Origin of the sequence: Pantoea sp. At-9b (assembly GCF_000175935.2) — a bacterium.
GTDB lineage: Bacteria > Pseudomonadota > Gammaproteobacteria > Enterobacterales > Enterobacteriaceae > Pantoea.
In genome coordinates this window covers 239819-250985 of the sequence record NC_014838.1, presented here as the reverse complement: position 1 = coordinate 250985, position 11167 = coordinate 239819, and the positions used below count along the sequence as shown (strand labels likewise).

The window sequence follows — 11167 nt, the reverse complement described above, 5'->3', positions numbered from 1 at the left end:
GCTTAACTTATTCACTGGCATATGCTTCTGAAATTACTATCACCTTTATCATCGTTTTCATCAATTATTTTGACAGTACTATTATCAACAACTTTATTGTCTCTAACAGTCAGGTGAACATAGTATTTTCTACTTCCTACATAGCCGCCGTATGCATTCTTAGCATTAACATCCCCACACACATATCCAACCCCATCCCCAAACGAACGATAATAGGAGTTGAATTTCGCACTTTCTGGATCTTTAAGCGTTTGCTTGACTAAGGATTCACCAAATTTGACCATATCTTTATCACTAGGTTTGCAGCCTGATAAAAATATTATTGGAATAATTATTAATGCGAATTTGAACATATTTATTTCCCTATGACTGACAATGCTTTCATAGGATACAACATGAAAATAAAAAATGTTACAAATCGCTATAATCCCCCCATCCACTCTTCAAGGCCGCTGATCTCTTCCTCTTCTTCAGTAACGCCCCACTTGAGAACCATCTCTGACATCGAGGCTTTAGCGCCCTGCGAATTCAGAACAGCGGTAACCACCTGAGCGGCCTGAATATCTCCGCGCCAGTCACCAATCGGGCTGATACGATCAAACGCCAGCCACATTTTCAGCTCACTGGCGGTCAGGGTTTCGCGTAATTCATGGAGGGTGCGCCCCAGACGGAGCGCCAGCGACATCAGGAAGAAGGTCAGCGGCTCTTTTACTTTGCCTCAGCGGCTTCCTGAGAAAGGCCGAGTTCAAGCGCCTGAGAAAGCAGGCGGGAATGCACCGGACCATAAATTTCTGATACGGTGGCCTCGTCTTCATCGCTGAATACGCGGTTACCCTCTTCATCCAGCAGGATGCCAAGGAACATCACCACATCTGCCTTTTTGTTGCGGATAAACTCTTCCTGTAGCGTGAGCTTCTTCGGTTCCTGACCTTCCGGCGGTTCAGGTGGCCTCGTGATTTCGCGGAATTTCATCCAGACTTCGCCGGATGGCTCGCGAAGCATAACTTTTGCACCATTCCATTCAGGAACAGTGACCACTTTCGAGCGAAAGCCTGATGATGGGGCCAGCGCCAGAGCGCGAAGCGAAACTTTCGGTTGTGCAGTTTTCGACATTTCAGAATCTCGGATGGAATAGGTTTAGGAGGTGAAAAGCGGCCTAAGCCGCTTACGAACCTGACACAACAATCGGTTTCGGTTTGCCACGCACGCGCAATGAGTAGGTGGCGGAGACAACTGAAGACGTGGCAGCCGACCATGAACTCTGACGTACCTCAATCAGCGCGTAATAGCCGTTGCCGGAGGCGAAAACGACTTTCAGAACCCGCAACTCATCGTTGTCGTAGGCCGTCTGTAATGCCTGGCGGGCTTCTTCATCTCCTACCCAGTTTCGGGTAAGGGCCATCTCTGCCGGTGCTGCCAGTCCATTTGTTTGCTCCTGTTCGGTAGAGCAAAGCGTGGTAACGTCAATGTCACTTTTCTGACCACCTGTGTAAGTGACTTCCTTCGTGGCGCACTGTGCCTCCAGGAAGGTGATCTCATCAGGAAAAGTGCTGGCGTTGAACTCATCCACCGTTACCGGCGCGGATGACACGCCAATGGTCATCCCCTGCGTTTTTTCATATTTGCTGGTCATGTTTTCTCCAGGCATAAAAAAACCGGCTTTCGCCGGTCGTTATTGAGAGGGTAAATTATTGCTGGCTCTGTATTTCCAGCGTGGCCCGGTATAACCCGGTGTCCGTTTCGTAGCCGTTCGTTTTGTTCAGTTGGGTGAATTGCAGTGACTCAAGTGCGGTGGCGACCTGCTCCCGGATGCTCCGCGCCTCATCCGTTGTCCGGGAATATACATCGATCTGAAGAGTGCTGTTTTCCTCTGCCGGACCGCAAAGCGTGTCTCCAAAAACCTCACTTACTACAGTGAATACAACCCACGGCGGTGATACTGAAGGTTCTCCCTGGGCGTTAAGAGGCACTACGTAGGGATAAACCTGACCACCAGCCAGATCGCCAATGAGCGAATAAATCTGGGACTCAGTCATTTTGACAGCGCCTCATCAATGGCCTGGTTCGCCCGTGCAAAAGCGACTTTTGCCGCTTCTTCCTGCCTTGCGTCATACGCAGGCCGGACAAACGGAACGGCGGGCATGTTTGATGTACCCAGCTCGACAAACCGCCAGTAAAACGCATTGCGTGAATCTTTGGTTTTCAGCTTGTTATCGCTGTTTCCGGTGCGGGCGTTGGTTCCGCGAATGTGAACGCCGGAGGAAATATTTCCGCTGCGATCGCGCTGAGTCATCACAACGATATTTTTCTTAAGCTTTCCCGTTCTCACTGGCGCACGCTTGATAACTTCTTCCTGAAAAACGGTGGCAGCCGCGCGGGTTGCATCACGCATCACCTTACGATTTTCAGCCTTACTGAGCGCCATAAGATCATTGCTCAAATCCATCAGGCCGGAAAAATCCAGTTTGGTGTCGATCACGTCTTCACCCCCTGCTTACAGAGAATTTCCAAAATCGTCATTCGATCATCAGGGATTGGAGTACCGCTAACCTCCAGCACTTTTCCTTTAAATGGGCCGGTAAGAACATTCAGGCGGGATGCTGCTGTAATATCACTGCGATAGCGAACCCACACGCGCACTGTTGCTTCTGCGTATTCAGCGCCAGATGACATTAACTCACGCCCACTGATGCCTCTGACCTCAGCCCAGACCGTTTTCCCATCATACCACTGCTCAATCGGCTGACCTGAAGGAGAACGAGTAGATGTAAAGTTACTGATGGTGACACGATCACGTAATCGACCCGCCTGCATTACGCCCTCCTTTATGTACCTGGCTGTAACCGGTAGTTTCTGATGCCATTAAAGAAAAAATCGGGAACCACTTCAGGCTGTTCACGATTGTCATACCAGAAGTTCACCAGTTGCATGACCCGGAGTTTTATTGATGAATTAATCACAATCCCAGTGGGGTCATCATCAGGAACCGGGTCATCGTAAAGCCGACGATTCAGAAACTGCTCGGCTTCTTCGCGTGCCGCTGAGACGTACAGTTCAAGGAGAGCATCCTCGTCGGTATTGTCACTATCTATCCGGCACTGAATACGCAGTTCTTCCAATGATGGGATCATTGCTTTCTCCGCATTAACTCTCAGAACGGTTATTTTTTAGCTTTTTTATCCGTAGTTTCTTCCGGCTGCTCTGGCTGCTCTGGCTGCTCTGGCTGCTCTGGCTGCTCTGGCTGCTCTGGCTGCTCTGGCTGCTCTGGCTGCTCTGGCTGCTCTGGCTGCTCATCAGCATCCGGTTTCTGTTCTTCAGACGCAAGCAAACCCAACTGCGCGGCCACTTCCAGCGCACGTTCAGGCAATTCACCATCTGCGTATTCACCAGCATTAAAAGCTTTTACCTGACAACCATCCGGGGACCACTTCAGGGTTTTAAGAAGTTTTGGCATCTTTCACTCCAGAAAAAAGGGGCCGAAGCCCCGTAAAGGATTAGCCCGCGTCGACACCGATTTGCATCAGTTTGATGGCCTGAGAATCAGCCAGCATGCCGCCAGTACGTTTGGTGGTGTAGAAGCCTACAAACGGTTTGTTGGTGTACGGGTCACGCAGAATACGCGTGCCGATACGGTCAACAATCGTATAACCACGCTTGAAGTTGCCAAATGCGATGGCTTTCGCATCCGCTACAATATCCGGCATCTGCTCATTCTCAGCCACGCCATAACCCGCCAGAGATGACGGCTGGCCCAGCTCAAGCCCCGGACGCCACAGATAGTTGCCCTCCGAATCCTTCAGGATACGAACGGCAAACAGGCTGTTATTGTTCATCATAAACTTCGCGCCGTTACGGTGGACTTTGCGCAGCGTGTACACCAGTTTGATGATCGCGTCAGCGGTCACTGCACCGGCAGCGCCGGACAGCATATGTTGCAGCGTGCCGAACGCACGGGCTTTGTCATCTTCCAGGCTGGAGGCGTAGGCCAGAAACCCTTTCGGCTTTTTGGTTCCGTCACCGCTGGTGAAGGCGATTTCTTCCTGTTCAGCAAACTCGATCGCCAGCTCGCTGTTAATCCAGTCTTCAACATTGAAGAACGCATCATCCAGCATGGTCTGCGTTGCCTGCGGGTTTCCGTAGATTTCCCCCATAAACGGCTCAATCTGCCCCAGCTTCGACGCGGCGGTTGCCGGACGTATGTCGGTTTCACCCACCCAGCCGGATGCCGTGCCGCCGAGATTCACCAGCTTCTTGTAGTTCGCACCGCCCACAGTGATGGTTGTCGCCTCCTGACGCATCACAACTTCATCTTTCAGCAGATCAAGGATGGTGCGGTCCAGTTCTTCCGGGACTGCATAACCACCATCTTCATCCACACCGACCTGCAACGCCTTGCGCTCAAGATCACGCAGGCCGTCTTCTTTACCTTTGCGCATGAAGTCGATGAAAGCGGTTTTATGCTCACCCGCTGCTTTACTCTGCGTACCGCCGCCAGGGCGTTTCACCTGTTTCAGCTCCTCTTCAAGGGCCGATTTCAGCTGATCCAGTTCGCTCAGCTTGCCGTTAAGCGTTTCAACTTCCCCGGCGAGCTTGCCCTTTTCCTGCTCGATAGCATCAAAACGCTTATCGTTTTTCTCTTTGAAATCGTTGAATTTCTGCTGAATTTCCTGCGCGACCTGCTCTACGTCTTTAATGTCTACTGACATGGTTCACTCCTGATTAAAAATGAATATTTTTCAATGCATCCAGTGCGGCATTCACGCCACCAGCATCACGCTGAGACAGTGCGCCATAGCCCCCGGCCATGAATGCTTTGGCCTGGGTGCGGGAAAGTCCGACATCGCGCAGGACTCTTTCAATACTCTTCTGTGACGGGGTTTCACCCCGCGCAAAAGCGCTTTTTACATCACTGATACGCGCCTCATCATTTGACGGGAACGTGACCGGGCTGACCTCCCAGAGGTCAATTTCCTTAAGAAGAAAAACCTCTTTGGTCCGGTCGTATTCCCAGTCTTTAAGCATGTAGCCAATAGAAAGGCCGGTTAAAGAACCGGCCTTCATATGTGCATGTGCGCGTTTGGCGAGAGGATCATCATCGATAAGAAGTCGCCCTTTTACATACAGGCCAACTTCGTCCTCTTTCATTTCCGTATAGATACCGATTGGCTCATCCATCTGGTGTTGCCAGAGCATGGCGGGCATCGAATTTTTTTCCTTCCACATCTGGAGGGAAGCGGCGAAAGCACCAGGTACAACGACATCGTCATAGCTGTCTTTAACGCCAAAAACTGAGCCATATCCCTCAAACTCTCCGCCATCACTGACAGATTTCAGTTTCAACGGGATATCCATCCGCTGTTTAGTCATCACCATTGCCCGGTTCCTCCTGTTTTGCTGATGAACCGCCATCAGATGGTTTCGTTGTCATGTTCATGGGGGTGAGATAAACATCACCGCCCTGTCGTGGGTTCAAATCTTCCAGCTCACGGCAATCATTCGGCGAGTAAATTCCCCAGTTAATACCGGTGGAATAGGCTTCAAAACGCGATTTCATGTCCCCGCGCAACAACGCACCGGCATTAAATTTGGCGTAAAAGGTTCCCTGTTTACTCTCTCTGACCAGACCGATGTTAATTCGCTGCTCAATTCGCGTGAGATAAGGGACGAGAGAATAATTAATAAAGCCAATACCGAGACTTTCGATATTGCTAAAGGTTGCTCTGTCCGTGTTCTGCACCAGGTGCATCGGGACGCGAAATAAACGACAGATTTCCTCAAGCTGAAACTTTCGCGTTTCAAGAAACTGACTGTCTTCGTTATCAAGCCCCATTGATTTCCAGTCGAGGCCCATTTCCAGAATCATCGGCCTGTGCGCGTTGCTTAACCCCAGATGCCGGTCCTCAAAATCCTTCTTCAGCCTGCCGTAAGCCGCATCTGTCAGTGTCTGATCCGTTCGCAATACCCCGGAAGTCACCGCACCATTGCTGAATAGCCGTGCTCCATGTTCTTCAGTCGCCAGCCCCAGTGAAATTGCCTCCCTCGCATAGGCTATGGGATTCAGCCCAACAAGACCGTCGAGCGTCAGTGTGCGGACATGCCAGATATCGTCCTGGCCCAACACATCTGTAGAGCCATCAGGAAAAGTCACCTGATAAACCGGTTGCCACTGGCTGTTTAATTTCGGTGCAACACATCCGGGGTCGATTGGAAGAAGCTCTACGACCTCACCGAGCGCTTTCACCTTGTATGCGTAGAAATTTCCACGCAGACAGAGGCAGACGATCACCAGCTCCCAGAATTCCTGTGGGGTCATGTAGTCATTGGGTTTCATCGAAAGCACTTTAGAGAGGCGCTCTGATGCTGCTTTTTGCTTGGCATTGCCGGTTATTTTGTAAAGGTTGCAGGGGAGCATACCAACCGACTCCGCCAGCACCCTGACACAGCCAAAAACAGCAGTCAGCCGCATGGCTTTCTGACTGCTTACCCGCTTGCCTGTATAGGTGTCATAAGACATCCCTACCGCCTCGGCCAGCTCTGCGGGTGTTGTGACCGGGGCGCTGCTTTTTCTGAACATGCCGGGGAAAAACATTAATCATCACCCCCACCAGACGTTTTTCGCGGTATTGAAAGGTATTGCGATACCGCCCATGACCAGAACAGACAAAGCGCGCCAGCAGTAATAAACCCTGCCGGTTCATATATCTGCCAGGCACCGAATGCGATCAGAGCAGCCCCCAGCAGTCCGATAACCGGAGCAAGGATAATCAGTACCATAGTTGCCTCTTATAATGATCGGACGCCGTAACTTTCCAGACGTTCAGACAGGCTTTCCTCTTGCTCCCCACCATTCACCAGCATTCGGCTCATTGCAGTGAAAAGCGCTGCCGGGCCGTCTATCTTCGCTTCAGGTGTGGATTTGTTGGGGAAGATATTGTCATTTTTGTCAGGTTTAACGGTGACATTCGACATCATCCAGTTCATCACCGGGTGATTGCTGTGATGGAAGCGCCCACCATAGACCAGGGATTCCACCTCTTTCATGGATTCAGAAAAGTTTCTGACTGTCTGTGGGACCTCAACAAGTGGCACCCCCTCTTCTGCCAGTGCCAGACTGAACTGTGTGGCACTCCACGGGTCAAATCCGGTCTCTCTCAGATTTTCGCCACCAATCCACTCCAGAAGGTCGCTTTTAATTTGAGCGTGATCGATAACATCACCATCGGTCAGTTCCAGCTTCCCAAGATCAGCCCACTTGCGATACATCTGCGCCATCTGCGCTGAACACTTCTCAAGTCGCCCTTCCGGAAGCCAGAATTTGAAGTCGGCGTGCGCATGGCCATCATTTGCCTGCCAGAGTTTCACAGCGGCACAGATATCAATCTTGTGGGCAAGGTCCACGCCCACCCACATCGGGTAGGTTTTTAGTTCATGCTGTGGCGCGATATATTCGCATTTCTCCCATTTGATCATGTCCATCCAGGCCGATTCGGCTGTAACCCAGATGTTCATGTGTTTGGTGAAGAAATTGACCCTGGCTGAAACCTGCTCTTTTGCTTTTTTCGCCAGGCGGCGCAGGTCATCCCAGCGCTTACAAATACCTAATCCGGGGTTGGCCTTTTGCCAAACTGTCTCATCAAAGGGGTCATCATCTTTATCGAGCGTGAATATGATGGCAAAGAAGGTATCATCCTTAACCGCACCCTCGACTTCGCTGTTATAACCACGGAGCACCTTTATGGCGTAATCACGTAGCTCGTAACAGATGCCCTCCTTGTTAAAGCCTGCCGTGGTGATCCCGAACAATAATGACTGAAGGCGTGCACCCGTCGCCGTTTCGAGAACATCCCACACGTCACGGGTTTTATGTGCGTGTAGTTCGTCAACGATGCCGCAGTGAATGTTCAGGCCGTCCAGATTGTTTGCATCAGAGGACAGAGGCTCAAACTTAGATGCGGTTTGCTCCTGATAAATAGCAAGTTTGTTGAATTCAAATAACCGGCCCAGCGTTGGTTTCGCCTGCTTGACCATGTTTTTTGCATCTTCAAACACGATCCTTGCCTGGTCACGGGTGGTGGCGGCAGAATAGACCTCCGCGCCCCCCTCGCTATCTGCACCAGTCATGTACAAACCAACGCCTGAAGATAGTGTTGATTTGGCGTTTTTACGTGCGACTTCGTTATAAGCTGTACGGAACCGGCGCACCATGACCGGGCGACCACTCCCGTCATTGCGGAGTACGACTTCACCTGTGCTTTCATCGACCAGCGGAATAACGAATCCGTAAATGTTGATCAGGATGAAAATATGCCAGTCCATCAGCTCGATGGGCTGGCCTGCCAGTGCACCTTTGACATGAGGAACGAATTTATAAAAATTCAGGATATGCTGGGCGCGGGGTTCACTAAAAAAAATGCCGCGTTCTTCACCATGCCTGAGATCGTCCAGAAATCGCTGGCAGGCCAACCGGACATACTCACAGGCAATAATATCCCCCGCTACAACGCGCTCGGCGTAGCGTATACCTTCGTTTACTTTTGCCATTAGTCCCTCGCACTCATAAATTCTGCCAGCGGATCAACCTCATCAGGGCTTTGCGCATTGACCTTTGATCGACTTGCTGGCGTCATGCCAAATTCTGAGAGCATCGCGCGGAGACGTTTCCAGGCGTCAGCCTTCATGATTGCCGCCGGATGAGCCTTTATCATGCGAATCTCACGTTCTTTTCCTTCATCTGGCCCTTCTTCACTGTAAACAGCGTAGGTGTAGCCCTCGCGACTCAATGTGTCGCAGTGATGGCGGTATTCAACATAAGATTCAACGAGCATTTCCAATGCACGGGCATCAAGCTGTGATATCACGCCGACAGCATCCAGTTCTTCAGCCATTCGCTTGAACCAGTACTTACCCTGCTTATCAAAATGCTTTGGTGTAGGGGGAACCCCTTTCACTGGTTTTGGTTCGCTTTTGTTAATCGGGCGCTTCGATGGGTTACCCCTCACCAAACGTAGATGGGTCGGGGTTTTCGGAGGTCCAGACATAATCGAAAACTCCTATTAATGCTTGGTGGGGATACCCCAAAAAAAAGTTCTCTAACCTGCGGCGGTGTGAATAAAGGCTAGGCGGCGGTCCTGAGCGCGAAAGGCTCCAGAGATTTGACCCGCCCCTCCCCACCTCAGATACAATTGAGAATCGATATCATTTGAGCCGTTCGCGTGACGTTTTGCCGTGATGACAGGGCCAGCACAGGCTTTCGAGGTTCGAATCATCATCGGTTCCCCCATGTGCTTTGGCTAAGATGTGATCGACGGTCTTCGCTTCAACAGCTCGGCCATTCCGCAGGCAGCTCTGACACAGGTGATTATCACGCTTCAGAATGCGTGCGCGTCTGATATCCCACTGACTCCCATAGCCACGCTCATGGCGGCTCTTGCCCTGCTGATGCTGTTGCCATCCTTCATTGCGATGTGCCACGCAATAGCCGGAGCGGTCGGTAGTTGTGCCACCACATCCGCGCTTTCGGCAGGCTCTGGGGATAAGTGCTGGCATGATCAAACCTCTGAACGTGACAAATCATCGGCAATGGTGAGAACGTCAGCCGATGATTCATTGTGTTTATGCTGAAAAGTGGACTCAGTGAATGCAGTTTTGAGCACAAAATAAAAAACCGCCCTAAGGCGGTCTGTTAAGAGCGTAGCGAGTTAATTAAAATCAAGTCCACCGGCAATTCTCTTCACTTTTTGTTCAAGTTCATTGCGAGCCGCTTTCTTCTTTGCTTCTTCAGCCTTCTCAGCATCAACAATCTCTCTTAGCTCCTGATTAGCAACCGCAACCGCATGCTTGATATGATACAAGACAGTTTTAAGGTCATTCTCGCCTTCTATCTCAGCATAAGCTACTACCCACTCGTTCTCATTAATTGTAGGTTGGTTAGTATAAAAACAATCAGCGCCTTCTTGCTGGCAAGCATCTCTAAAATGCTGTTTCCAGCGTTCTTCTACCTGTTTATCCAACTTAAAGTAAAAGTTTCCGTGGTGTTCGTCATATGTTGACTTAGCCAAATCAATATCAATAACTTTTGGGAATTGGACTGACATGAAAGCCTCCTTTTCAAAGTGGAGGCTATACATTAACGCCAGGAATAATCCGAGTGAAGAGAATAAACTTCACAGCATCGAAACGCTTCACAGCATAGCTAACCGTTATCTCTTGTCGGTGGATTCTTCTTAATGCACTGAATCAGTTTGCTATCAACTCATATGACCACACACAATGATCAAAAATAAATTGTACAAGATCAGATTTGTTGCATAGGTTTTTAGGTGTCAATAAGTTCCTTGAACGAATGGTGCTTTGCATCGCCTCTGAAGGTGTTACGGATTTTCACCTTCAGAGGCTATTTTTTGAACGACTAACAGATACACAGCTAAACTTACTATTCCCACAGCCCGGTATGCTTCATAAAGCAGCCACTCATTTGAGGCTTAAGATGGAACAGATAACACCGATGGAATCTCAGCTCTCCGTTTACTTAAAAAGTATGGATTCACAATTCGTAAGCGAGAAAGCTGTGTTAGTAGAGATTTATCAGGATTTATCATCTCGTAAGGCGGTTGTTGGCAACAAAGACATCATCCATTCCTTACTCGAAAAGCTTGAATCCGAAAACGATGTGATAAAGCTCGATGTTTATCGTCAAGCTCTTGAGATGGTCGTCCAACTTACCCCGGATGACACCATCAACTGAGTTCCTGTGTACTATAATTTATCCGTAAATATAAAACGGAATTTCGATCCCTTCCCTCAATTGGTTAGCCCCCTTCTGTCCAGGGGGCTTTTTTTACATCATCAGACGCACTCGCAAGAATGCGCCTTGTGATGAAAACTTATTAAACTCACCCACCGAATCAGCAACCGGCACCAAGGCCGATTTTTTCAGCCATTATCTCAAAAGCCATATCCAATGCTTTATGACTGAAACTACTTTGCGAGGTCAACAGTTGGAGTTGCTGAATCAGTTGCTCAGGTGTATCAACTTCCGCAAGCGGAACGTGTCTGACTGAGTCAAAAATATCGATAACGGCCAGTTTACCTGTGTCATCAATGTAAGCTGATTCATTACTTTTCATTTCAATTACCTCATGGCTGTAACCAAATGAGTGTAATTCAC

At 49.7% G+C, this 11167-nt stretch carries 19 protein-coding genes; 1 reads left to right on the top strand and 18 read right to left on the bottom strand.

Translation table 11 applies throughout. The features are described 5' to 3' along the window. Window positions 1-11: 11 nt before the first annotated feature. The 17 genes from PAT9B_RS21515 to PAT9B_RS21430 form a co-directional block, all read right to left on the bottom strand. Entirely contained in the window at window positions 12-353 is a 342-nt protein-coding gene (locus PAT9B_RS21515; RefSeq protein WP_013511387.1) for a hypothetical protein, read from the bottom strand. 68 nt (window positions 354-421) lie between these two features. Next, window positions 422-685, bottom strand: coding sequence for a DUF4035 domain-containing protein (locus tag PAT9B_RS21510; RefSeq protein ID WP_013511386.1), 264 nt, complete (start codon window positions 683-685; stop codon window positions 422-424). A 23-nt stretch (window positions 686-708) separates the two neighbouring features. Further along, window positions 709-1113: a phage tail assembly chaperone gene (locus PAT9B_RS21505; protein WP_013511385.1), complete on the bottom strand. Its 405-nt coding sequence runs from the start codon at window positions 1111-1113 to the stop codon at window positions 709-711. 52 nt (window positions 1114-1165) lie between these two features. Beyond that, window positions 1166-1633: a hypothetical protein gene (locus PAT9B_RS21500; protein WP_013511384.1), complete on the bottom strand. Its 468-nt coding sequence runs from the start codon at window positions 1631-1633 to the stop codon at window positions 1166-1168. Between the two features lie 55 nt (window positions 1634-1688). After that, complete coding sequence (locus tag PAT9B_RS21495; RefSeq protein ID WP_013511383.1) at window positions 1689-2036, bottom strand: DUF3168 domain-containing protein; 348 nt, start codon at window positions 2034-2036, stop codon at window positions 1689-1691. Further along, window positions 2033-2479 (bottom strand): HK97-gp10 family putative phage morphogenesis protein, encoded by a 447-nt coding sequence (locus PAT9B_RS21490; protein ID WP_013511382.1) that lies wholly within the window; start codon window positions 2477-2479, stop codon window positions 2033-2035. The genes PAT9B_RS21495 and PAT9B_RS21490 overlap by 4 nt, the downstream gene beginning before the upstream one ends. After that, window positions 2476-2814: a phage head closure protein gene (locus PAT9B_RS21485; RefSeq protein ID WP_013511381.1), complete on the bottom strand. Its 339-nt coding sequence runs from the start codon at window positions 2812-2814 to the stop codon at window positions 2476-2478. The genes PAT9B_RS21490 and PAT9B_RS21485 overlap by 4 nt, the downstream gene beginning before the upstream one ends. A gap of 11 nt (window positions 2815-2825) precedes the next feature. Then, complete coding sequence (locus PAT9B_RS21480; RefSeq protein ID WP_013511380.1) at window positions 2826-3131, bottom strand: head-tail connector protein; 306 nt, start codon at window positions 3129-3131, stop codon at window positions 2826-2828. Window positions 3132-3160: 29 nt separating this feature from the next. Continuing rightward, window positions 3161-3454 (bottom strand): hypothetical protein, encoded by a 294-nt coding sequence (locus tag PAT9B_RS29890; protein WP_013511379.1) that lies wholly within the window; start codon window positions 3452-3454, stop codon window positions 3161-3163. A gap of 40 nt (window positions 3455-3494) precedes the next feature. Continuing rightward, the gene (locus PAT9B_RS21465; RefSeq protein ID WP_013511378.1) at window positions 3495-4706 is read right to left on the bottom strand and encodes a phage major capsid protein; all 1212 of its coding nucleotides are present in this window, start codon (window positions 4704-4706) and stop codon (window positions 3495-3497) included. Between the two features lie 13 nt (window positions 4707-4719). Then, complete coding sequence (locus tag PAT9B_RS21460) at window positions 4720-5370, bottom strand: HK97 family phage prohead protease (RefSeq protein WP_190274685.1); 651 nt, start codon at window positions 5368-5370, stop codon at window positions 4720-4722. Further along, the gene (locus PAT9B_RS21455; protein ID WP_013511376.1) at window positions 5360-6589 is read right to left on the bottom strand and encodes a phage portal protein; all 1230 of its coding nucleotides are present in this window, start codon (window positions 6587-6589) and stop codon (window positions 5360-5362) included. Before PAT9B_RS21455 ends, PAT9B_RS21460 begins: the two co-directional genes overlap by 11 nt. Continuing rightward, on the bottom strand, window positions 6589-6774 hold the full coding sequence (locus PAT9B_RS31175; protein ID WP_013511375.1) for a hypothetical protein: 186 nt from the start codon (window positions 6772-6774) through the stop codon (window positions 6589-6591). Before PAT9B_RS31175 ends, PAT9B_RS21455 begins: the two co-directional genes overlap by 1 nt. Window positions 6775-6783: 9 nt before the next feature. Beyond that, window positions 6784-8541 carry a terminase large subunit gene (locus PAT9B_RS21445; protein ID WP_013511374.1) on the bottom strand — a complete coding sequence of 586 codons (1758 nt, stop codon included), beginning with the start codon at window positions 8539-8541 and terminating at the stop codon, window positions 6784-6786. Further along, window positions 8541-9038 carry a phage terminase small subunit P27 family gene (locus PAT9B_RS21440; RefSeq protein ID WP_013511373.1) on the bottom strand — a complete coding sequence of 166 codons (498 nt, stop codon included), beginning with the start codon at window positions 9036-9038 and terminating at the stop codon, window positions 8541-8543. The genes PAT9B_RS21445 and PAT9B_RS21440 overlap by 1 nt, the downstream gene beginning before the upstream one ends. A gap of 157 nt (window positions 9039-9195) precedes the next feature. After that, the gene (locus PAT9B_RS21435; RefSeq protein WP_013511372.1) at window positions 9196-9546 is read right to left on the bottom strand and encodes an HNH endonuclease; all 351 of its coding nucleotides are present in this window, start codon (window positions 9544-9546) and stop codon (window positions 9196-9198) included. A 152-nt stretch (window positions 9547-9698) separates the two neighbouring features. Beyond that, complete coding sequence (locus tag PAT9B_RS21430; protein WP_013511371.1) at window positions 9699-10094, bottom strand: hypothetical protein; 396 nt, start codon at window positions 10092-10094, stop codon at window positions 9699-9701. A gap of 392 nt (window positions 10095-10486) precedes the next feature. Between PAT9B_RS21430 and PAT9B_RS21425 the strand changes: the two genes are divergently transcribed. Beyond that, complete coding sequence (locus tag PAT9B_RS21425; protein ID WP_013511370.1) at window positions 10487-10744, top strand: biofilm development regulator YmgB/AriR family protein; 258 nt, start codon at window positions 10487-10489, stop codon at window positions 10742-10744. Window positions 10745-10904: 160 nt separating this feature from the next. On the opposite strand, the gene PAT9B_RS21420 is transcribed toward PAT9B_RS21425, so the two are convergent. Next, complete coding sequence (locus PAT9B_RS21420; protein WP_013511369.1) at window positions 10905-11126, bottom strand: hypothetical protein; 222 nt, start codon at window positions 11124-11126, stop codon at window positions 10905-10907. Window positions 11127-11167 lie beyond the last annotated feature (41 nt).

Excerpts from the sequence above, each read along its gene's own strand:
- PAT9B_RS21515 (WP_013511387.1), bottom strand. The coding sequence starts at position 353 with ATGTTCAAATTCGCATTAATAATTATTCCAATAATATTTTTATCAGGC.
- PAT9B_RS21510 (WP_013511386.1), bottom strand. The coding sequence starts at position 685 with ATGTCGCTGGCGCTCCGTCTGGGGCGCACCCTCCATGAATTACGCGAA.
- PAT9B_RS21505 (WP_013511385.1), bottom strand. The coding sequence starts at position 1,113 with ATGTCGAAAACTGCACAACCGAAAGTTTCGCTTCGCGCTCTGGCGCTG.
- PAT9B_RS21500 (WP_013511384.1), bottom strand. The coding sequence starts at position 1,633 with ATGACCAGCAAATATGAAAAAACGCAGGGGATGACCATTGGCGTGTCA.
- PAT9B_RS21495 (WP_013511383.1), bottom strand. The coding sequence starts at position 2,036 with ATGACTGAGTCCCAGATTTATTCGCTCATTGGCGATCTGGCTGGTGGT.
- PAT9B_RS21485 (WP_013511381.1), bottom strand. The coding sequence starts at position 2,814 with ATGCAGGCGGGTCGATTACGTGATCGTGTCACCATCAGTAACTTTACA.
- PAT9B_RS21480 (WP_013511380.1), bottom strand. The coding sequence starts at position 3,131 with ATGATCCCATCATTGGAAGAACTGCGTATTCAGTGCCGGATAGATAGT.
- PAT9B_RS29890 (WP_013511379.1), bottom strand. The coding sequence starts at position 3,454 with ATGCCAAAACTTCTTAAAACCCTGAAGTGGTCCCCGGATGGTTGTCAG.
- PAT9B_RS21465 (WP_013511378.1), bottom strand. The coding sequence starts at position 4,706 with ATGTCAGTAGACATTAAAGACGTAGAGCAGGTCGCGCAGGAAATTCAG.
- PAT9B_RS21455 (WP_013511376.1), bottom strand. The coding sequence starts at position 6,589 with ATGTTTTTCCCCGGCATGTTCAGAAAAAGCAGCGCCCCGGTCACAACA.
- PAT9B_RS31175 (WP_013511375.1), bottom strand. The coding sequence starts at position 6,774 with ATGGTACTGATTATCCTTGCTCCGGTTATCGGACTGCTGGGGGCTGCT.
- PAT9B_RS21445 (WP_013511374.1), bottom strand. The coding sequence starts at position 8,541 with ATGGCAAAAGTAAACGAAGGTATACGCTACGCCGAGCGCGTTGTAGCG.
- PAT9B_RS21440 (WP_013511373.1), bottom strand. The coding sequence starts at position 9,038 with ATGTCTGGACCTCCGAAAACCCCGACCCATCTACGTTTGGTGAGGGGT.
- PAT9B_RS21435 (WP_013511372.1), bottom strand. The coding sequence starts at position 9,546 with ATGCCAGCACTTATCCCCAGAGCCTGCCGAAAGCGCGGATGTGGTGGC.
- PAT9B_RS21430 (WP_013511371.1), bottom strand. The coding sequence starts at position 10,094 with ATGTCAGTCCAATTCCCAAAAGTTATTGATATTGATTTGGCTAAGTCA.
- PAT9B_RS21425 (WP_013511370.1), top strand. The coding sequence starts at position 10,487 with ATGGAACAGATAACACCGATGGAATCTCAGCTCTCCGTTTACTTAAAA.
- PAT9B_RS21420 (WP_013511369.1), bottom strand. The coding sequence starts at position 11,126 with ATGAAAAGTAATGAATCAGCTTACATTGATGACACAGGTAAACTGGCC.